The organism is Rheinheimera sp. F8 (genome assembly GCF_001518915.1).
Window position 1 is genome coordinate 98627 of sequence record NZ_CP013656.1, and the last position, 21090, is coordinate 119716.

Genomic DNA, 21090 nt, shown 5'->3' on the forward strand with positions numbered 1-21090 from the left:
AACCTTTTAGTTATCAGGCCTGTGCCATTTTGACGGCATCTTCCACATCCACCGCAACTACACGTGACACGCCGGGTTCCTGCATTGTCACGCCCATCAGTTGAGCGGCCATCTCCATCGCAATTTTGTTGTGACTGATATAAATAAACTGCACGCTTTCCGACATCTCCCGGACTAAGTTACAAAAACGCCCGACATTGGCGTCGTCCAGCGGAGCATCGACTTCATCCAGCATACAAAAGGGGGCCGGATTGAGCCGAAAAATAGAAAACACCAATGATAAAGCGGTAAGCGCTTTTTCTCCACCGGATAATAAATGAATAGTACTGTTTTTTTTACCAGGGGGTCGCGCCATGATACTGACCCCGGTCTCCAATAAATCGTCGTCGGTCAGGTCTAAATAGGCGCTACCACCACCAAATACTTTCGGGAATAAAGTCTGTAAGCCCTCATTCACTGCATCAAAAGTCGCTTTAAATTTCTGCCGGGTTTCGCGGTCGATTTTTTTGATCGCCGTTTCCAGCGTTTCGAGCGCCGCGGTTAAATCATCATGTTGTAAATCCAGATATTTTTTCCGCTCATCCTGCTGGTTAAATTCATCAATCGCCGCGAGGTTAATAGGCCCGAGCCGGCTTAATGCTTCGGCTGTTTTTTCCAGATTGTTCTGCCAGACGTGCTCCTGCGCATCGGCCGGTAAAGTCTGCAGCAGCTCCTTGAGTTGCACCTGCTGCTCTGCCAGCAAATCCAGCATATTGTTAGCGCGCACGCGAAAACCTTCGGCGTCGAGGCGCAAATGTTCCATTTGTTTTTGCCGGGCCGCTAACTGTTGCTGCACGCCATGCTGGCCTTGCTCAAGGCTGCGAATTTGCTCATCGGTTTGCTGTAACTGCTGTTCCAGCTGTAACTTTTCCGCGCCGGCATCATCGCGGCTTAAAATCAGTGCCTGCAGCTCTTCCTGCGCGGCCAAATCCGGTTCGTCCAGCAATTCCAGTTGATCGGTCAGTAAACTCAGGCGTTCACGCAGTTTTTGCTGCTGACTGTTGCTGCGCACCAGATGCAGCCGCGCGGCTTCTAATTGCCGTTCCAGACTGACCTGTTGCAGACGTTGCGCGGTCAGTTGCTGATTCAGTTGCTGTTCCTGCTCGCGCCGTTGCCTGAGCTGTTGCTGATGGGCATCTTGCTGTTGTTGTAGCTGTCGCTGTGTATCCTGCTGCAGAGCAGCCTCGTCCTCCAGCAAAAATAACTGCTCTTGCTGCTGCGCCTGCTGTTCCTGCCATAACAGAATGTCATTCGCCAGTTGCTGACGCTGCGTCTCCAGCTGCGCGGACTGCTGTGTGTACTGTGTCAGGCGAAATTCCAGTTGTTGCTGCTGATTCACGCTGCTTTGCAGCTGCTGCTGCGCCGTTGCCAGCGCCTGGCGACCAGTGCTGAGCTTTTGCCGCAGCTGATTGAGCTCTGCATGAAGCTGCACTTCGTCCTGCGCCAGCTGTTGCTGGGTGGCACTCAGCGTCTGCTGCTGTGCGGTAAGTTGTCCCAGCTGCTGTTGTAGCTGCAGCGGATTTTGCCGGGCCTGTTGATCCGGCACCTGCAACCAGTTCGGCCCGAGCCAACGGCCCTGCGGACAGATCAGCGACTGTCCGGCAGCAAGGCTGGGTTGTAGCTGCAGCGCCTGTGCGTAATCCTGCACACAAAAGATTTGCCAGAACTGCGCCGGGATTTGTTTCTGCCCACGAGCATCGGCCTTGATCTGACTGGCCAGCGTGGCTAACCCCGCCAACGACGCCGGATCTGCCGCGGCAAAACTGCCGCTGCTTGGCTGCAACAAATGATGCTCCGGTGCCGTTGCCGGGAATTCCACTGTCAGCTGACTGAAATTCAGCGCCTGCAGCGCCACCGCCACCGCGATATCCCAGCCGGGCGCAATCTGCAGTTTGGGTAACAGCGGTTGTTCTGCCTCCAGCCGCTGCAGTTGTTGGGTCAGCGCGCTGTGCTGCTGCGCCAACGCTGTCAGCTCCAGTCCGGTAGTTTTCCCTTTCAGCTGACATTGTTGTAACTGCTGTTGCACTGCCTCCAGTTGTAATTCGGCTGTAGCCAGCTCTGCAGTAAGCGTCTCACATTGGCTACGTTGTTGCTGCTTTAATGGCTGTAACTGCTGCAAATCGGCCTGCAGTGGCTGTGGCGACAACGTCAGTAACTGCGCCGCCAGCGCCTCGTCCTGCTGCTGCGCCCGCTGGATCTGACTGTGTAAATGTTCAGCCGATAACCGCAGTTGTTGTATTTGTTGCGCCAACGCAAACGCCTGTTGCTGCGCCTGTTGATAAGCGCGCTGACTGTCAACACCCAGATGTTCGGCGTCCAGATAGGCCTGTTGTAACTCGTCGTGTTGTTGTTCCAGCAATTCCAGTGTCGGCGCTAATTCAAGCAACAACAGTTCCAGCTCTGCCAGTTGCTGTTCTTCCGCTACTTGCAGATCCAGCCCTTGCTCGATCTCGTTGTGCAGCTGGCGTTTTTCTTCATGAATTTGCTGACGGCGACTGCGCTGATGCAACTGTTGTTGCTCCAGTGCGGTGATTTGACTGCCGAGCTGATAAAAGCGCTGTTGTGTTTGTGCCAGGCTGTCCCGCAGGTTTTGTTGTAGTTGTTTCAGCTGTTCCACCGCGCGAAAAGCGCCGGAACCCTCACTCATAAACTGCTGATATTCAGTTTCGAGCACAGCCAGTGCCTGTTCGGCCTGCTGTAGTTGTTCATTAAAAAAGTACCAGCGCAGCGCAGTCAACTCAGCTTTTAGCCGGCGTTCAGTGGCTTTTAATTCTTTGTAACGCTCTGCCGTTGCGGCCTGGCGGCGTAGCTTGTCGAGGTTTTTGCCGAGTTCTTCCCGTACGTCAGCGAGCCGGTCCAGATTGTCACGGGTGTGGCTGATGCGGGTTTCGGTTTCACGGCGGCGTTCTTTGTATTTGGAAATACCGGCCGCTTCTTCAATAAACACCCGCAGGTCCTGCGGTCTGGACTCGATCAGCTTTGAGATCATGCCCTGTTCAATAATGGCATAACTGCGCGGGCCAAGGCCTGTGCCCAAAAAGATGTCGGTGATGTCGCGGCGACGGCATTTACTGCCATTGAGGAAATACAGCGACTGCGCGTCACGGGTGACCAGGCGTTTGACCGAGATCTCGCTGCGATCGGCCAGACTGCCCTGCACCCGGCCTTCGGTATTTTCAAATACCAGCTCAACAGAGGCCTGAGACACTGGTTTACGCTGCGCTGAGCCGTTAAAAATAACGTCGGTCATCGCATCGCCACGCAGGTTCTTTGCACTGCTTTCACCCAGCACCCAGCGCACGGCGTCAATCACGTTGGATTTACCGCAGCCGTTTGGCCCGACCACACAGGTCATTGCCGTTGGAAACGGCACCAGGGTCGGGTCAACAAAGGATTTAAAACCGGCAAGTTTTATCTGTTTTAGGCGCATGCCAGAGGCTGAAGACCGGGTTGAAGTTTCACAGACTGTAACAAAATGGGGTATGGCTGTCACGGCAAAACTATTGCAGATCAAGCCATTGCCTCATAAGCTCAACGCCTGGACCGTATCGCCTTTTCTGCCGGAGTATTCACATGCATTATTTCTTTCAGGGCCTCAGTTTGCTCAGTACCAAAGGACTACGCCGTTATGTGCTGATCCCGCTCGGCATTAACCTGATTTTATTTGCCGGCGCGTTTTTTTATCTGATCCAACAAGTGCAGGGTTGGGTTGACCATCTGATGGGCTGGGTACCGGACTGGTTGAGCTTCCTCGAATATCTGCTGTGGCCGGTCGTAGTGTTGAGTGTGGTGCTATCACTGGCTTTTGCTTTTACCATGATTGCGAATTTTATCGCTGCACCATTTAATGCGCTGCTCAGTGAAAAAGTTGAATTGCATCTGACCGGTCAGGCGCTGCCGGAACAAGGTTTTGCCGCTTTTATGAAAGATGTCCCCCGCATGCTGGGCCGCGAATGGACCAAGTTTGTTTATTGCCTGCCGCGGGCGCTGGTGTTTCTGCTGGCGTTTTTCCTGTTACCGCTGGTGGGCCAGTTACTTTGGTTTTTATTCACCAGCTGGATGATGGCCATTCAGTACTGCGACTATCCCTACGACAACCATAAAGTGCCGTTTCATACCATGCGCCAGCAGCTTCGCGGTGACTTAACCGGCAGTTACAGCTTTGGCATGACAGTCGCCATCGGCAGTATGGTGCCGTTTCTGAATCTGCTGGTGATGCCCATTGCCGTCTGTGGCGCTACCGCCATGTGGGTTGACCGCTACAAAACAGCGCATTACGCCAAACGCTGACGCTTGCTCTACAGATAAAAGCCCGCCTGTGCGGGCTTTTTGTTTTCACCAGTTCCCCACAGACGCAACTGCTTGCGCGTAGTCGTTTTGCCATGCTTTCTGCAGACCCTGCTTTTACGATATAATACGCGGCCATTTTTGCGCCGGAGTTGTTATGACCTTACTGTTATCTGCATTAACCGATCAGGATGCCGCAGCCAAGTTGCTGCAGGCCGGTGAACTGGTCGCTGTGCCGACTGAAACAGTGTACGGTCTGGCTGCCGATGCCAGCAATCCACAAGCCGTCGCTAAAATCTTTATCGCCAAAGGGCGCCCGGCCAATCATCCGCTGATTGTGCATATTGGGGATTTGGCGCAACTTAGTAACTGGGCGCGTGACATTCCACCGCAAGCGTTGTTGCTGGCCAAGGCGTTCTGGCCAGGCCCGCTGACCTTATTGTTAGCCAAAGGCGAAAACGTCAGCCCTGTCGTCACTGGCGGCAAAGACAGTATCGGCATCCGGATGCCGGCCCACCCGGTGTTGTTGGCACTGTTACAACGTACCGGTCTTGCCGTTGCAGCTCCTTCCGCCAATCCATATAAGAAACTGAGCCCCACCAGCGCCTTGCAGGTGATGGCAGGTTTAGATGGTCGTATCGCTGCGGTGCTGGACGGCGGGGATTGCAGTGTTGGCCTGGAATCCACCATAGTCGATTTAACTTCTGCACAGCCACAGGTGCTGCGCGCAGGCCCGATCAGCGTGGCTGAACTGGAAACGGTATTAGGGGTTCCGGTCAGCGCACCTAAATCACACAATGTGGCCGTACCAGGCAATGTCAAAGCGCATTACCAGCCCGGCAAACCGCTGAAAATATTCAATAAAGCGGAATTACAAAACGCATTGCAACAATCCACTGACGCAGTGATTTGTTTGTATCAAAGTGCTGAGTTTACTGATTTGGCACTGCCACACAGCCGGCAGTTACCGCAAGATAAAGCCGGTTACGCCCGGTTGTTGTATCGCAGCTTATTTGAAGCAGACGCGATGCCGGGCAGCCAGATTTATCTGGAGCAACCACCGCAAACGCCGGAATGGGACGACGTCAACGACCGGCTGCGCCGGGCTTGTAGCTAACGATACTGACTACAGATCACACAGTGAGAACAGACGTCATACGTCGCGGCTTATCTGCCGCATTATGGATTTAAAAAAAGCGCCTGACGGCGCTTTTTTTAACTGACTGATTTCGGCTTTTGCCGGTGTTTCAGTGCCAGCTCGCGTTTGGTATGCCAACGCTCTGCGGATTTCACCAGCTGCGTTTTGCAATGCTGCTGCTCTTTAACATAAACCGGTCGCGATACAATCAGATTATTCGGATACACCACACATTCCCCTTCTTTGGTGCGCAGGGTGGTTGAAAACAAATTCACTTCTTCAATGATGCCTTCAATCGCATTGCTGCCATCGACAATTTTGACAGTGCGTCCCTGCGCAAAGGTCGTTTGTCCCAGTAAGATAAAAAACGCGGTGATATTACTGAGTAAACTCCAGGCGGCAAATAACGCCACACCGACGACCGCAATCATCGACGAAGCCAGCACCAGTAAACCTTTGATATCAATGCCCCAAATGATACTGAGCACGACTACCAGCAGCAGGAATAGCAGGATATGAAACACCACCATGGCGCGGCGGTTCATATCCTCTTTCAGCATGGTCGCAGCGATAGTGCGGTAAATAAATGGCGCAATACGCCGGCTTAATACGGCGTAAAACAGCAACACAATACCGGAGATGATCAGCTGCGCTATCTCCGGCTTATAGTGCTCAGTCAGCGTTTTGAGCTCAGTGATCCAATTCAGATTGGCATCCATCACTTGCAAAAACTCCTTAATAAACTCTGCTTTAATCCAAATCGTTCAGCGGCCAGGTCACGATGTGATCTTCAAAATCATCAATGCTGACCGCCCGCTCAGAAATCGTTTTATTGCGCACCGACATTTGTTTTTTGTGCATCAGGCTTTTCTTGCCACCATTCAGTAACGGGTGCCAGCTCGGCAAACCCCGCCCTTCCTGCAGACGACGATAGCTGCAGCTGGTTGGCATAAAGAAAATGTCTTTCAGGTTTTCCCGCGTCAGTTTGACGCAATCCGGCACCAGCACTGTGCGCAGCTCATAGCAGTCGCATTCGCATTTATTGCTGTTCAGATACTGACAGGCAATATTGGTGAAATGGACGGTTTCGCCTTCGCGGATAAAATCAGTCGGGCCTTCGGCTTCTTCATCTTCATCGTCGATAAATTTATTCAGACAACATTTGGCACAGCCATCACAGACCGCTTCCCATTCTTCGTCGTTCATTTCCATCAGGGATTTCGTTTCCCAGAATTTTTCTGCAAGGCTCATGCGCCGCTCCGTACGGCCAGTGCCGGGGTGTGACTCACCTGACTCTGAACCGAAAAATGATTGTCTAAAGTTAGCAGCAATTGATCGCCTGTGGTCAAGGGCCCAACACCAGCCGGGGTGCCAGTTAAAATGATGTCACCCGGCTGCAGGCTGAACCAATACGACATTTCACTGATCATCTGCGCAATGCCGCGGATCATCAGCGTCGCATCGCCAGTTTGGCGTCGCTCACCGTTCACATCAAGGCTGAAGGTCAACGCCTGCGCGTCAGCAACCTGCGCTGCCGGCACAAAGCCAGCGACCGGACAAGCACCATCAAAACCTTTGGCGATGTCCCAGGGCCGGCCCAATTTTTTCAGCTCAGCCTGCACGTCACGCAAGGTTAAATCCAGCGCCAGGCTATAACCCCACACTGCTGCCATCACCTGTTCTGGCGTCACTGCTGATAACGGCTTGCCAATCAAGACAGCAATTTCTGTTTCGTTATGCACCGCACCACGGTCCTGCGGAATTGCCAAGGGCTCAGCAAAATGGCGCAGTGCTGTGGCTGGTTTTAAGAAAAACAGTGCGTCCGGCGCGGTTTTGCTGTTCATCTCGGTGATATGGTCCTGATAATTCTGACCTATACAAACGACTTTGCCGACCGGCAGTGCGACGGCGTTGCCTTGCAGATCCTGATGTTGATAGCGCATTCCGACTCCGTTACGGCGCTGTGGCCGCTGTTGCGGCAGCTTTTTTCGCCGCAGGTTTGGCGACAATTTCATCGGCCAGGTAGCCGACACTGCTGACAAAATAATAAGAGCGGTTCCAGTGCATCAGCACCTGATAGTTCGGGTACGCCAGATAGGCGCGGCCGTCTTTGTCATCCGGCATCACCACCGCGGCTTTCATTGCAGAGGCCGGCAGCGGTGAGCCATCGGCTAAACGCACTCCCAGTTTTTGCCATTGACTCAATGGCAGTTCGCGTTCGCGCCACCATTGCAACCACTGCGCCCGATCTTTACTGCCTTTTGGGATCACGCGGGCGTAATCAAAGTTTTTCGGCAGACGCACCTGGCGGCCCCAACTTTGGCCATTTTGCCAACCTTCGGTTTTCAGATAACTGGCAATCGAGGCAAAAGCATCCAGTCGGTTGGTCCAGATATCTTTGTGACCGTCACCGTCACCGTCCTGCGCGTATTTCATAAAGGCACTGGGCATAAACTGCGTATGCCCCATAGCGCCGGCCCAGGAGCCTTTCATACTGGCGAACTTAACGTGACCGTCGCGCAGAATATCCAGCGCCAGGAAAAATTCGCGGCGGAACATTGCTTCACGCCGGCCTTCGTAGGCCATAGTCGCTAAAGCGGAAGGCACTGAATAATTACCAGTAATGCGGCCGAATGCGCTTTCCAGCCCCCACAGGGACACGATGAAACGGGCTGGCACGCCATATTTCGCACTGATAGGCGCCAGTTCAGCCTGATACTTCTGATAGGCTTCACGCGCCATTTTGATACGCTGGGCATTAACGCGTTTGGGTAAATAAGTGTCGAGGGTTTCGACAAACTCAGGTTGGCCTTTGTCCGCCTTTACGACGGTATGATGGAATTTCAGCGTCGGAAACACTTGGTCTAACAACGTTTTTGGATAACCTGCGGCCTCTGCTTCCTGCCGCAGGCCTTTGACATAAACCGCAAACCCGGCGGCGGTCTTATCAGCTTGCGGTGCTGCGGCAACTACTGTGGGCTGCGCAGTTGCTGGCTGGGAGGCCGGCTTGGTGGCAACTGCCGACTGAGGTTTATTAGCAGCAACACTGACCGGCGGGGTCTGACCGGCATGACTGCAGGCCGCAACAGTCAACGCCAAAGCTGTCAGAAAAATAATTCTGTTCAACAACATATCCTTTTTAAAACTCTGGGTGGCCAGTTAATTAGCCTGCCCGTCCAGCCAATTCTTGTGAATTTTCAGCAGATCTTCCGGTGGTGGTGGTAATTGCAGGTAATAGCCGGTATCGCTCAGCATTTGCCGGACTTTGGCAAGGTCAGCGCCAGCCAGCGTGGCACGCGAGTTCAAGTCCAGCACAGTGACCAACTGTGGCTTGCCAAACATCTCTAACAAAGCTGGCGGGACTTTGCTGAAATCGTCACGGCGCGTGACATACAGGTAAGTCTCAGGTTTTTTCGGGCTCTTATAAATTGCGCTCAGCATGACAGAAATTGTGTTCCGGGTAACTTGCCTAACAGGGGCGCAGACTATACCATGAACCGCTAAATCTGCGAACCGATGCCCGGCGGGTAAAACCGGAAAAACGTCGCTCCGGCGTTTGACGAAATTGGTGCAGACCACTTTTTTTTTAACCTTTTTTCACATGGTCGCTATGTCTGATCCAATCATCGAACTCAAAGGCAGTTTGTTTCCTTTATCAGTGCTGTATTGTCAGGATTTTTCCGTCGCCGCTTTGCGTCAGGAACTCAGCAACAAACTGGCCCAGGCGCCTGGCTTTTTTACCCAGGCTCCGGTAGTGATCAGTGTTGAAAACTGTGACCAAATCCCGGATTTCGCTGCGATTAAACAACTGTTTACTGAATTACAGCTGGTGTTAGTCGGTGTCTGTGGTGCCGACGCTGCGTTAAAAAAAGCAGCGCACGCCGCCGGCTTAGCGGCATTACAACCGCCCAAAGCAGGGAAAACCACAGAACCGGTCAAGGCTGCCCCTGTCGCGCCAGCCGCGCCAACCGTGATCACCACAGAAAACAAAACCATTGAGCAGAACATCCGTTCCGGTCAGCAGATTTATGTTAAAGGCGCTGATTTGATTATCCGAGGCACTGTAGGTGCCGGCGCGGAAGTCATCGCCGACGGCAACATTCATATTTACGGCGCATTGCGGGGCAAAGCCATTGCTGGTGCCGGCGGCGACGCCTCAAAAAAGATTTATTGTTACAATATGCAACCCGAGTTAATCTCGATTGCCGGTAACTATTGGTTAAGCGACAACCTGCAAGGTGACTACTGGGGGAAACCAGTTTGTATTGGTTTGCAGGACGGACAGTTAATGTTGGCAGAATTATTCTAAGGACTTTGTGCTATGGCAAAAATTATAGTGGTGACATCAGGTAAAGGTGGTGTCGGCAAAACCACAACCAGCGCGGCAATTGGTACTGGCCTGGCCCTGAAAGGTCACAAAACTGTGATCGTCGATTTTGATATCGGTTTGCGTAACCTCGATTTGATTATGGGCTGTGAACGCCGCGTGGTGTATGACTTCGTCAATGTGATCAACGGCGAAGCCAATCTGAAACAAGCGATGATCAAAGACAAACGGTTGGACAACCTGTTTATTCTGCCGGCCTCGCAAACCCGCGACAAAGATGCGCTGCATAAAGAAGGTGTCGAGCGCGTCCTGAACGAGCTGTCTGACGAATTCGATTTTATTATCTGTGACTCACCGGCCGGTATCGAATCCGGTGCTATGATGGCGCTGTATTTCGCTGACGAAGCTATTGTCGTCACCAATCCGGAAGTTTCTTCAGTACGCGATTCTGACCGGATCTTAGGCATGTTATCGAGCAAGTCCCGCCGTGCCGAACAAGGCCTGCCGGGCATCAAAGAACACTTGCTGCTGACGCGCTACAACCCGGAGCGTGTACAAAAAGGCGAAATGCTCAGTGTCGATGATGTGAACGACATTCTGGCGATTAAACTGTTGGGCGTGATCCCGGAATCGCAGGCGGTGCTGAACGCGTCGAACTCTGGTCAGCCGGTTATTCTGGATGCTGACAGTGACGCGGGTCAGGCTTACCTCGATACAGTATCCCGCCTGGTTGGTGAAACTGTGCCGTTCCGGTTCCTGAACGTCGAGAAAAAAGGTCTGCTGAAACGGATCTTCGGAGGTTAATCATGTCATTACTCGATTATTTCCGTTCTTCGAAGAAAAATACCGCGTCGACGGCGAAAGAGCGTTTACAGATCATCGTGGCACACGAGCGGCGTCGCCGCACCAGCCCGGATTATTTGCCGCAGCTGGAACGGGACATTCTGGAAGTGATCCGCAAGTACGTTGATATCGCCGATGACCAGGTGTCAGTGACGCTGGAGAAAAGCTCGGACGAATTGTCAGTGCTGGAACTGAACGTAACCTTCCCGGAAGATAAACGCGGTTAAGTGAATACGATTCAGGAAAAAGGGCAGCGTTGGCTGCCCTTTGCTTTTTTAAGATGTCAGCATCTGACTATTACGGATTAAAGTCATCCAACAGGATCAAACCTGGCGCTGCACCGGCGATGCCATCACGCGCTATAGCGGTGTAGATTTTATTGCCTGCCAATTCCAGTTGGACCGGCCCTATCGCCGCAGTTTTACTGCCCGTTGGGGTGACCGTCACAACATAACTACCCGGTTTTAAACTTACATAACCGGTCTCTGCTATAAAAGGCACATCCTTAAAGGCTGGATTACTGCTGCTGATATCACGGCTGGCCGTGACATAAATATCCACTTTGCCTGCCACTGTCGAAGCGTGTGCAATCCGCACCTGCGCTGCAGTCGCCACCCGACGCGGAGTATCGGCTAACACCCAGGGTTTGATGCTGTTTGCAGCTAACGAGCCAGTCGCCAGTACAGTGGCGAAGTTGCCGGCTGCCAAATCCAAATCCGCATTAATCACCACGACTGAGTTGTCCGCATTCGCAGCTACCTTGACGTTATATTTGCCCGGTTTCAGCTGGGCGTAACCAGTAAATTCCGGATACTTCAGATTGCTGATCGCCTTGCTGTTATTCAACAACACATCTACTGCCGGCGCATCCGCCACTGCATGCACCACCCGTACCGCTGTCGTGCTGTTGATATCTTTGATATCGCCGGTGGCACCGGTTGGGTCTACCGTCAATAAGGACACAGGCGATGGACCAGCAAACCGGTTGTTGATGGCAGCAACCTGCAGATTTGCGCCGGCTGGAATAGCAACAGTGCCTGAATCAAATACGGCAGTGCCAGCAGCACCGGCCGGCGTGATGCGAATGCGGTAATCCCCGGCCGGTACTGAAACCGCGCCAGTGAACTGTTTAAATGGTAAGGTTGCAGTCACTGTGCTGCTGCTCAGTGCCGCTGTCGGTGCGGTCAGATGCACGTCTACGGTCGGTACGCCAGCGGCAGCATGCACGACCTGTAGCAGTGCATTGCCAGCGGTTGGTGCATTGTCCGGCGCATTGACCAATAACGCGCTTAAACTGCCATCCGCGACTTTACCGACGGCATAGGCGGTATAATTCTGGCCGGCCATAAAGGTCAGAGATGGCGTTAACACGGCGGTAGTGCTGTTGTCGGGTAAGATGGCACTCACAGCGAGGCCAAGCCCGGTGGCCGGTACTTTGCTGGCGGCGCTGGCTTTACCAAAAGCAATATTGCTGGCATTAAACGCATCACCTGATGTGGCATTGACGTTAGGGGCGTCGAAAGCGGCATGCACCAGTTTCAGGCTGACGGTTGGCGTCACGACCGGAGTCGCCTTATCGCTATCGCTGCTACCACAGCCAGTCAAAGTCAAAGCTGCGCCCAGGGCAAGCACAGTTAACGAGTTTTTCCATTGCATTTTATTATCCTCTGTTGATCAAACCAGACTGCTTACGCCGGGCCATCCCCTCAGAGATCAATAAAATGAATGCAATTAAATGAAGGGTTTAGCCAATAATTTACATTGATCCGGATAAAAAAACGCCGCGTATACGCGCAATGCTCTTCACTTAAGTGGAGCCGCATTGCGGTTTACCGGATAACGGGTTTTGGATATCTTCACCGCCCTGGGCCTTGCTGGCCTGGGGCGTTTTTCTATAAACAGATTGCCGATACAACCGCGCAGCTCTGACAGTCTTCTTGCCGTGTGCGATGGTGAGATAGCGCCTGCCATCATCGCCAGTTTGTTGGCTATAAACTGACAGGCAAACTTAAAGCTGACTTCATCAGGGGCTCGTTTGTGCGCGACTGCTGCCTGACTGGCTTCTCTTCGGACCAGATTGTATCCCAGCAAGAGTCCCCATAATTCCTGATACACCAACGCCACCTTTTTGCTGCGAAGCGTGATGGTATTGTGTTGCATCGAGCTTTTAATATCCCGAAAGCCTAATTCTATTTCCCAGCGCTCATGGTAGAGCGTCGCCACCTGGTGTGCCGTGAACTCTGTCGCAGGTAATGAGGTRAAGACTGTTTTCTCGCCAYCTGCAATTTCATAGGTCACAGCCCTGACTTGCCAGAACTCCGGCAATGCCGGGTTCTTTTTACGCGCCTGTGGGGAGATTTTCATCTGCAACAARCGGTCRCCATCGCCATAGCGTTCGACTTCGGTATACACCAGCCCTTTACGCTCGGGGATAAGCCAGTGCCGGTTAGTTTCTTCATCGGCAATGCCCAGCAGCAAGTCCGCACTGAAGAAACCTTTATCCAGTAACGTCACGGAGTGCGCCGGCAAGGATTGAATGAAATCGCGGGCCAACGGGATTTCGCCTTTGCGATAAGGACTGATGGCTGCGTTGACCACCACATGCGAGCGCACATTCATCAGCGCCACCAGACGCAACATCGGATAAGGCGTCTGACGGTTGGTAGCGGTGTTACCCGAACCAAAATGGCCTCTGAGCTCAGGATTATCCTGCGTTCTGAACAGAGCACCATCGACGGCAAATACCTGCAGACCATGCCATGTATCAGCAGGATAACGCTCATGACCCCAGACTTGCGCACATTGACGGAATAACCATTCAACCGGTTGTTCGCCAAGCCGCTGACGGGCTTGCGACAGCGCACTGTCAGCCAGGAGCACATCGTTGGCAAGACCATCAGCACAGATATTCAGATGACGGGCGACTTCTGAGATAGGTTCATTGCGAAAAAAAGCCATACCGACCACCAGCCACAACACCATATCAGCGGGCAATCGCCTGCGGCGGATAGTGACCTTGTCGGATAAGGCCGCGGCGATACGGACCCATTCATCTGGAATATGGTTGGCAAATACTTCCATCCGGGCGACGGGCTCCCCGGACATCTCAATGACTTCGGTTAAATCCTGAATTAACGGCATAAAAAAATCCGGAACCTATGACGGGTTCCGGATTTTCCTACACTGCCAGGATCGGTCAAGTACTCTTAACTGATCTGCATTGCGCGTATACGCGGCGTTTTTTTGACCAGATCAGGTTTTGTCTAAATCAGCGCCTGGACCTGTGGTGGCACCGGCAAATACGGCAACAAAATGTCACGGCGCCAGCCGCCTAAAAATTCCGGCAATGGCAGTTGTTGCCGCTCTTCATCGGTCACCCGCCAGCACCAGTTCAGATATTCATTGAGCTGGCGTTTGACCGACAGAATTTCAGCCGGAATGCCGGCCGCAGTCGCAGCGGCTTTAATCGCGTCACTGAGTTGTTGCTGTACTTGTTTGTAACCAGGAAAACTGTCCAGATGGTAAAAAGTTTGCGGCAATTCAACCGGAGCCAGCGCTTTTGCTTCGCGGATAAATTGCAGCCAGAGCTGACCATGTCGGCGCAGTTCCCTGCCCTGCATGCCCTCGACCTGGCTTAACGCTTCCATCGTTTGCGGTTTGCGGCGCGCCAGTTCATATAACAACGCATCTTTGATCACCAAAGACAACGCCAGATCTTTCTCTTCGGCATACTGACAACGCCAGGCGCAAAAAGTCCGCAAGATCGCCAGTTCGCGCGGTGCGAACTGCCAGCTGTTTTTCAGTTCGAGATATTTAAGCGCAGCCGGCATCTGACGTTGGCGTCGTTCAATCAGTGAGCGGCCTTCTGCAAGCAGGATGTCCCGGGCACGTTCGCCGGGTAGCGCGGCCAGTAAGGCCGGGGTGAGTTGCAGTAAATACACCACGTCGTTGGCAGCATACTGTAGCTGGGTCTCAGCCAGCGGTCGCGCCAGCCAATCGGTGCGGGATTCGGTTTTGTCGACTACGACCCCCAGCATCTGTTCCACCAGCCGGGCATATCCCATGCTGCCGCCCCAGCCGATGACTTCTGCCGCCAGCTGCGTATCCAGCAACGGTGTGATTTGTTCGATGCCAACTGATGCCAGCGCCTCTAAATCTTCCGTGCAGGAATGCACCAGTTTCAGTACCGCCGGATTGGCAAGTAACTCAGCCAGCGGTTGCCAGTCCTTGATGCACAGCGGATCAACCAGCACCACACTGTCGCCATCGTTCAGCTGCACTAAGCCGAGTTTAGGCAGCAAAGTATTAGTGCGGATAAACTCAGTATCCAACGCCAGATAAGGCGCTTGCGCTGCTTTGGTACAATAGGCTGCAAGTGCAGCATCCGCAGTCAGCATCTGGTAATTCATCGGTTGATCCTTCTGTGCAGCCATTCAGCAATGGTCATTCATTTGCGGCCACGCCGAAAGCGCAGCATCGACTGATACCGAATAAAAAAAACCGCCTGTCGGCGGTTTTTTTTAGCAAGGACTCAGCCTTTTAATTCCCGACGTAAAATCTTACCCACATTAGTTTTGGGTAACTCTGTGCGGAATTCTACCAGCTTCGGTACTTTATAACCTGTTAAACGTTCTTTGCAGTGGGCGATCAGTTCCTGATCGGTCAAACTTTGGTCTTTTTTCACGACAAAAATCTTCACTGCTTCGCCGGTCGCTTCATTCGGTACACCGACCGCAGCAACTTCCAGCACTTTCTCATTCATCGCGACCACTTCTTCAATTTCGTTCGGATAGACATTAAAGCCCGAGACCAGGATCATGTCCTTTTTCCGATCGACAATGTAGAAAAAGCCCTGCTCATCCATCCGCGCGATGTCACCGGTATATAACCAGCCATCTTTCAGCACTTTGTCGGTTTCATCTGGCCGGTTCAGGTAACCCCGCATCACTTGCGGCCCCTGCACCAGCATTTCGCCGGCTTCACCCGGTGCCACTTCAACACCATTGTCATCGATCAGCTTGATATGTGTGGAAGGCGCCGGTAAACCAATGCTGCCGTTAAAACCATCCAGATCAAACGGACTGACTGTGACCAGCGGCGCACATTCGGTCAGGCCATAACCTTCAACTAAGCGGGTTTTCGTGACTTTCTGCCAGCGCTCGGCGACCGGTTTTTGCACCGCCATGCCACCGCCTAACGACAGTTTCAACCGGCCGAAATCCAGCTCAGCAAAACCCGGACAGTTCAGTAAGCCGTTAAACAGTGTGTTGACACCAGTGATCGCAGTAAACGGGTATTTGCTCAGTTCTTTGACAAAATTGGGCATATCCCGCGGGTTGGTGATTAGCAGATTAGTGCCGCCATATTTCATAAAGGTCAGGCAGTTCGCGGTCAGCGCAAAGATGTGATACAGCGGTAACGCCGTAACAATAAACTCTTTACCCGGGTTCAGAATAGGCCCGATACAACCTGCGACTTGCTCGAGGTTTGCCACCATATTGCGGTGGGTTAACATGGCGCCTTTGGAAACGCCGGTGGTACCACCGGTATATTGCAAAAAGGCCAGATCCTCGCCCACTACAACAGGCTTTTGGTAAGTCAGGCTCTGTGCATCCTGCATCAGTTGTTTGTAACAAATTGCGCCAGGTAACTGATAGGCTGGGATCATCTTTTTAATGTGCTTCACGACAAAATTGACGATCGAGCCTTTTAACAGCCCCAGCATATCGCCCATTTTGGTCAGAATGATGTGGTCCAGCTTCACATTGGCGCGGACATCAGCCAGCGTATGCGCGAAGTTCTCCACAATGACGATGGCTTTTGCCTGCGAATCATTCAATTGATGCTGTAATTCACGCGGCGTATACAACGGGTTGACGTTGACGACGGTGCAACCGGCACGCAGCACACCTAACAGCGCCACCGGATATTGCAACAGGTTTGGCATCATAATGGCGACAGCATCGCCTTTTTTCAGTCCGAGTTTTTGTAAGTACGCGGCAAAGGCCTGGCTGTGTTGGTCCAGTTCGCGGTACGTGATCGACTTACCCATATTGATGTAGGCAATACGGTCAGCATAAGTCGCAATGGATTGTTCAAAAATATCCACTAACGAACTGTAGTGGTCGGCATTGATTTCTGCCGGTACGCCAGGCGGGTAACGCTTTAACCAGACTTTCTCCACCTTCGTCTCCTCGTCATTTTTTCTATTTGTTTTTATAGGTATGTTCACCGGCTTATGCAAATAATCAGCATCATATTTACGTTAAACGGCGACTTCTGAGTTTTTACTCTAATCCTCAATCATCCCACAATTTTTTCTGATATACAATTGGCCACTATCTGCTGCTTTGTCGACAATCTGCGCAGCCAATATATCTGCTTATGGCCGCTTTTCCAGCAAAAAACGTTGGATCTCGCTGGCACAGTCGCTGGCATGCGTCATGTGTAAATGATGGCCACCCGGGCATTGCACCAGCTCAAGTTGAGGGTAATCAGCCTGATACTGCTGCATTGCATTACGGATCTCGGTTGGGCCTTGTGCAGACATCAGCGCCAGTACCGGACATTGCAGACTGCGGATCAGCGCCTGTGCCTGGGTCTCTGATAGACGAAATGCCGACACTTCGCGTAATTTCAAATCTGCCCGCCAGCTAAATCCTGCCGCAATTGGCTCGCAACCCCGTTCAGTCAGCAACATCGCTGTCGCATCGTCAAAATCACTTTGTTGCTGCCGGGCTGCGGCCGCAGCCGCCAGAGTCTGATATTGAGGTTTTTGTTTGTGATGGCTTTGTTCGCGTGAAATCACTGCTTTACGCAGTTGTGATGCAGTGGCATCTGCAGCTGTAGTGATGAACCCCAAACTATCGATCAACACCAGTTGACTGACTAACTCCGGGAAACTGGCGGCCAGTATAGTCGCGACCATACCGCCCATCGAATGCCCTATTACCGTGAGCTGCTGCCAGCCTTGCTGCCGGCATAACGTGGCAAGATCAGCGACATAATCGAGCAGATAATAATGGGCATCTGCACTGCGGTGGCTACTGAGACCATGGCCAGCCAGATCCAGCGCCAACAATGGCAATTGAGGCATCGTTTGCGCAAGTGGTAAAAACGAATTGGCGTTATCGAGCCAGCCATGCAGGCACAGTACCGGCTGCGTCAGTGGCTCAGCACCGGCATACCAGCCTGCCAGTTGCAGGCCAGACGGCAATGAATAGCAGACTGGCGGATACAAACAATCCGCCTTATTGCACAGTCGGCAGCGGCTTGATAAAGCGCAGCGTCATCCGATCGCTCTCGCCGATGGCAAGATAACGGGCTTTATTTTTTTCACCCATCGCCAACGTAGGTGGCAACGCGTATACACCTTTCGGATAGTCTTTAGTATCACGAGGATTGGCATTGATTTCAGAGCGTTCAACCAGCACAAAACCAGCTTGTTGGGCGACAGAAATCACATAATATTCATCCAGATAACCTTCACCGGCGCGACTGGAGATCTCAGACAAACGGCTCGATCTGTGTTCAACAAGCCCCAAAGTGCCGCCGGGTTTTAATACGTCAAATAAGGCGCGATAAACATCCAACAGATATCCGGCTTCATTCCAGATATGGGAATTGCGAAAACTCAGTACTTTGTCGTAATAGTTTACCGGGCCAAGCTGCATCATGGCCGGTGGATCAAATTCCAGATCCTTCACCGCGCCAAAATGCTTTGGGTTTTTCCGGATATCGGCGTCCAGGCGCGAAGATAATTTGGCCCAGAAGATTTTTTTCTCGTCTTCCAGCGAACCGTCGTTATGTCGAAAATTGGCAATGGTCAGCTCGCCCTGATCTTTTAAGTAAGGCGCCAGAATTTCGGTATACCAGCCACGCGCCGGCCACACTTCCAGTACTTTTTGCGTCGGCTGTAAGCCAAAAAATCCGAGTGTTTCACCGGGATGCCGGTATTGATCCCGCGCTTTGTTTTCACTGCTGCGCTGCGGAGAATCAAGCCACTGTTGCAAACCTTCCGGTACTGCCGCTTCTGCGACAGAAACTACACAGCACAAAACGAACACAGCCGAATTAACGCTGTTGCGAACCTTGGTCTTGATGTTGAACATGAGCCGGGCCTTGTGTCGGTGTTTCACCTGTTGGAATTGTTGTTCTGATCCGAATGCCAGAGCCATAGCCCCAGTACGGATAGGGTCCGCGCCACAGCGGCCAGGGTTCAACATCTACCCGGGTCGTTTCCTGCTGTTTTGGCCACAAATAAACCGCTGATGCTTCAATCACCGGATAACTGTATTGATACTGATCGACCTTGCCAGCCTCAAATGGGGCCAGTTGCCCCAGCACGGTCACTTGTTTGCCACTCTGATAAACCACCGGGTCCAGGAAGCCTTTGGCGTATGCGACAAAACGACCTTCCGTATTTTTCTCCACTAAGGGCCGGCCATGGCTGCCGCTTGGGAAATAAACGATTTCCAGCCTGGTGTTCTGGCTGTTGTTCTGCACTTTGGCAATAACACCACTCCAGCGGGCAGGCCCTTGAGTCAAACCGGCTTTTATCGTGGCGGGAAAACTGACCAGCGTCGCCTCATCGGCAACCCGGACTTGTTCGGGATAACTGGCACAGCCAGCTAACACTAATAATGAACTGAAGAGGATCGGGATAAATTTCATACGACGTCAGATCCTTGTTTACTGCTGTTGAATGTCACAGCATTTTGATACTTCCACCCGGCCAACACCGGGTGCTTCGCTGCCGAACTCCGCGAACTGGACCATTTACAGAAACCGGCAGAGGTTCGACCCTGGCACGACGGCTAAAGTTGCAGCAATGTCGAAAATTTTGTTATAGCACAATAAGTCAGACACTTGCGTCACGCAAGAGCAGCGACAAAGTTCTTCTGGTCATGTTTTTGTCATCTGCCGCATGCAGACTTTCGTTGATCGCAGTTGTTGTCGAATCAACACGCAAAGCCCTACAATGGCACTGTTTCAGCGCATGCTTAAGTAATCAAACCCAACCCCTGGCGAACCATCATGAAAAAACTTTCTCTGGCTGTATTGGCCGCCCTGCTGCCCGCGTCTGCGATGGCAGCGCCAAAAAATATCATTTATATGATCGGTGACGGCATGGGCCCGGCTTATTTGTCTGCATATCGCTACTATATGGATGACCCGGCGACTAAAGCGGTTGAAGCCACCATTTTTGATGAACTTTGGGTCGGTGTTGCCACCACATACCCGGATGATGACACTATAGTGACGGATTCTGCCGCCGGCGCGACCGCACTGTCGACGCGTCATAAAAGCTATAACGGCGCGATTGCCGTCGATCACGACCATAAAAATCTGACCACCATGCTGGAAATTGCCAAGCACCAGGGCAAAGCCACCGGGATTGTTGCCACCGCGCAAATCAACCACGCAACACCAGCCGCTTTTGTGGCACACAACAAAACCCGCAAAGCTTACGACGAAATTGCCAATGATTATTTTGATAACAAAGTCGACGGCAAATTTGTGGCGGATCTGATGTTTGGCGGCGGTACCAGCTACTTCGAGCGTAAAGACCGCCATCTGGCGAATCAGTTTAAACAAGCGGGTTATCAATATGCCAACAGCTGGCAGGACTTCAATAAAATCAGATCTTTACCGGCTTTAGCTCTATTGGCACCGGTTGGCTTCCCAAGCACACTGGACAATCAGGTGCAGCAACCGCTGGTACAAATGACCGAAAAAGCACTGACATTACTGAGCAGTGCAGGCAAAGGTTTTGTGGTGATGATTGAAGGCAGCCAGATCGACTGGTGTGGCCATGCCAACGACATTGCTTGTGCCATGGCAGAAATGCATGATTTCGGTAACGCCATCAAAGCGGCTAAGGCCTTTGTTGATGCCAACCCCGATACTTTATTAGTGATCACCGCCGACCATGAAACTGGCGGACTGTCACTCGGCGCCAACGGTATTTATGCCTGGAACCGCGATGTGATTAAAGCGGTGAAACAAACTGGGCCGGTGCTGGCAAAATCTTTGGTGAAAGCCAAAACGGCAGAGCAAAAACAGGTCTGGCTGGCGCAAACCGGCCTGAAGTTAACCGACAGCGAATGGCAGGCGCTGAGCCAACAAATCAATCAGCTGGCGCCAGTTTATGCTGCCAAAGACTGGAGCAATGAAGTGGACGTGCTGGAAGCCGAAGCTGATTTGCTGGAACCTTTGGCGAAACAGGCGAAAAAGCTGATCGACAAGTATTCCAATACCGGCTGGACCAGCGGCGCCCATACCGCGATTGATGTGCCTGTGCTGGCCTATGGCAAAGATGCACAGCAATTTGCCGGCTTTCAGGACAACACAGCGATTGCCAGCAAACTGCTGAATTTTATTGAGAAAAAATAACGCCACGCATAGCGTTTGTAGTAAAAGGCAGCTTTAGCTGCCTTTCAGATTAATGACAAAC

At 52.3% G+C, this 21090-nt stretch carries 19 protein-coding genes; 6 read left to right on the forward strand and 13 right to left on the reverse strand.

The annotated features are described in order from the left end of the window. Positions 1 to 13: 13 nt before the first annotated feature. Complete coding sequence (smc, locus tag ATY27_RS00455; protein ID WP_208932191.1) at positions 14 to 3469, reverse strand: chromosome segregation protein SMC; 3456 nt, start codon at positions 3467 to 3469, stop codon at positions 14 to 16. Between the two features lie 143 nt (positions 3470 to 3612). Here smc and cysZ point away from each other — a divergent pair, with 143 nt between their 5' ends. Together cysZ and ATY27_RS00465 are read left to right on the forward strand one after the other, a co-directional pair. Beyond that, a complete protein-coding gene (gene cysZ / locus ATY27_RS00460) occupies positions 3613 to 4329 on the forward strand; it encodes a sulfate transporter CysZ (RefSeq protein WP_208932192.1) in 717 nt (238 codons plus the stop codon). 154 nt (positions 4330 to 4483) lie between these two features. After that, positions 4484 to 5443 carry an L-threonylcarbamoyladenylate synthase gene (locus ATY27_RS00465; RefSeq protein WP_208932193.1) on the forward strand — a complete coding sequence of 320 codons (960 nt, stop codon included), beginning with the start codon at positions 4484 to 4486 and terminating at the stop codon, positions 5441 to 5443. Positions 5444 to 5541: 98 nt separating this feature from the next. On the opposite strand, the gene ATY27_RS00470 is transcribed toward ATY27_RS00465, so the two are convergent. Genes ATY27_RS00470 through ATY27_RS00490 form a run of 5 tightly spaced genes read right to left on the reverse strand, consistent with a single transcriptional unit; the run spans position 5542 to position 8905 of the window. Beyond that, a complete protein-coding gene (locus ATY27_RS00470) occupies positions 5542 to 6183 on the reverse strand; it encodes a mechanosensitive ion channel domain-containing protein (protein WP_208933370.1) in 642 nt (213 codons plus the stop codon). Positions 6184 to 6214: 31 nt separating this feature from the next. Further along, the gene (locus tag ATY27_RS00475; protein ID WP_208932194.1) at positions 6215 to 6715 is read right to left on the reverse strand and encodes a YcgN family cysteine cluster protein; all 501 of its coding nucleotides are present in this window, start codon (positions 6713 to 6715) and stop codon (positions 6215 to 6217) included. Then, on the reverse strand, positions 6712 to 7407 hold the full coding sequence (locus ATY27_RS00480) for a fumarylacetoacetate hydrolase family protein (protein ID WP_208932195.1): 696 nt from the start codon (positions 7405 to 7407) through the stop codon (positions 6712 to 6714). The genes ATY27_RS00475 and ATY27_RS00480 overlap by 4 nt, the downstream gene beginning before the upstream one ends. A gap of 10 nt (positions 7408 to 7417) precedes the next feature. Further along, entirely contained in the window at positions 7418 to 8590 is a 1173-nt protein-coding gene (locus ATY27_RS00485) for a lytic murein transglycosylase (protein ID WP_244151375.1), read from the reverse strand. Between the two features lie 33 nt (positions 8591 to 8623). After that, positions 8624 to 8905: a YcgL domain-containing protein gene (locus ATY27_RS00490; protein ID WP_208932197.1), complete on the reverse strand. Its 282-nt coding sequence runs from the start codon at positions 8903 to 8905 to the stop codon at positions 8624 to 8626. A 169-nt stretch (positions 8906 to 9074) separates the two neighbouring features. Here ATY27_RS00490 and minC point away from each other — a divergent pair, with 169 nt between their 5' ends. From minC to minE, 3 genes are read left to right on the forward strand one after another with little or no spacing between them, the layout of a single operon-like run. Continuing rightward, positions 9075 to 9773, forward strand: coding sequence for a septum site-determining protein MinC (gene minC / locus ATY27_RS00495; RefSeq protein ID WP_208932198.1), 699 nt, complete (start codon positions 9075 to 9077; stop codon positions 9771 to 9773). Positions 9774 to 9785: 12 nt separating this feature from the next. Beyond that, positions 9786 to 10595: a septum site-determining protein MinD gene (gene minD / locus ATY27_RS00500; RefSeq protein ID WP_208932199.1), complete on the forward strand. Its 810-nt coding sequence runs from the start codon at positions 9786 to 9788 to the stop codon at positions 10593 to 10595. Between the two features lie 2 nt (positions 10596 to 10597). Beyond that, the gene (gene minE / locus ATY27_RS00505) at positions 10598 to 10861 is read left to right on the forward strand and encodes a cell division topological specificity factor MinE (protein ID WP_031571909.1); all 264 of its coding nucleotides are present in this window, start codon (positions 10598 to 10600) and stop codon (positions 10859 to 10861) included. A 70-nt stretch (positions 10862 to 10931) separates the two neighbouring features. On the opposite strand, the gene ATY27_RS00510 is transcribed toward minE, so the two are convergent. The 7 genes from ATY27_RS00510 to ATY27_RS00540 form a co-directional block, all read right to left on the reverse strand. Next, a complete protein-coding gene (locus ATY27_RS00510; protein WP_208932200.1) occupies positions 10932 to 12290 on the reverse strand; it encodes a DUF4397 domain-containing protein in 1359 nt (452 codons plus the stop codon). 147 nt (positions 12291 to 12437) lie between these two features. Then, entirely contained in the window at positions 12438 to 13775 is a 1338-nt protein-coding gene (locus ATY27_RS00515) for an IS4 family transposase (RefSeq protein ID WP_208932201.1), read from the reverse strand. Positions 13776 to 13897: 122 nt separating this feature from the next. Beyond that, on the reverse strand, positions 13898 to 15043 hold the full coding sequence (gene rnd / locus ATY27_RS00520; RefSeq protein WP_208932202.1) for a ribonuclease D: 1146 nt from the start codon (positions 15041 to 15043) through the stop codon (positions 13898 to 13900). 122 nt (positions 15044 to 15165) lie between these two features. Next, positions 15166 to 16818 carry a long-chain-fatty-acid--CoA ligase FadD gene (gene fadD / locus ATY27_RS00525; RefSeq protein ID WP_208932203.1) on the reverse strand — a complete coding sequence of 551 codons (1653 nt, stop codon included), beginning with the start codon at positions 16816 to 16818 and terminating at the stop codon, positions 15166 to 15168. Between the two features lie 198 nt (positions 16819 to 17016). Continuing rightward, complete coding sequence (locus ATY27_RS00530; RefSeq protein ID WP_208932204.1) at positions 17017 to 17874, reverse strand: alpha/beta hydrolase; 858 nt, start codon at positions 17872 to 17874, stop codon at positions 17017 to 17019. 10 nt (positions 17875 to 17884) lie between these two features. After that, positions 17885 to 18745, reverse strand: coding sequence for a methyltransferase (locus tag ATY27_RS00535; RefSeq protein ID WP_244151376.1), 861 nt, complete (start codon positions 18743 to 18745; stop codon positions 17885 to 17887). Next, complete coding sequence (locus ATY27_RS00540) at positions 18708 to 19307, reverse strand: Slp family lipoprotein (RefSeq protein ID WP_208932205.1); 600 nt, start codon at positions 19305 to 19307, stop codon at positions 18708 to 18710. Before ATY27_RS00540 ends, ATY27_RS00535 begins: the two co-directional genes overlap by 38 nt. Before the next feature lie 363 nt (positions 19308 to 19670). On the opposite strand from ATY27_RS00540, the gene ATY27_RS00545 reads away from it, so the two are divergent. Beyond that, positions 19671 to 21029 (forward strand): alkaline phosphatase, encoded by a 1359-nt coding sequence (locus ATY27_RS00545; RefSeq protein ID WP_208932206.1) that lies wholly within the window; start codon positions 19671 to 19673, stop codon positions 21027 to 21029. Positions 21030 to 21090 lie beyond the last annotated feature (61 nt).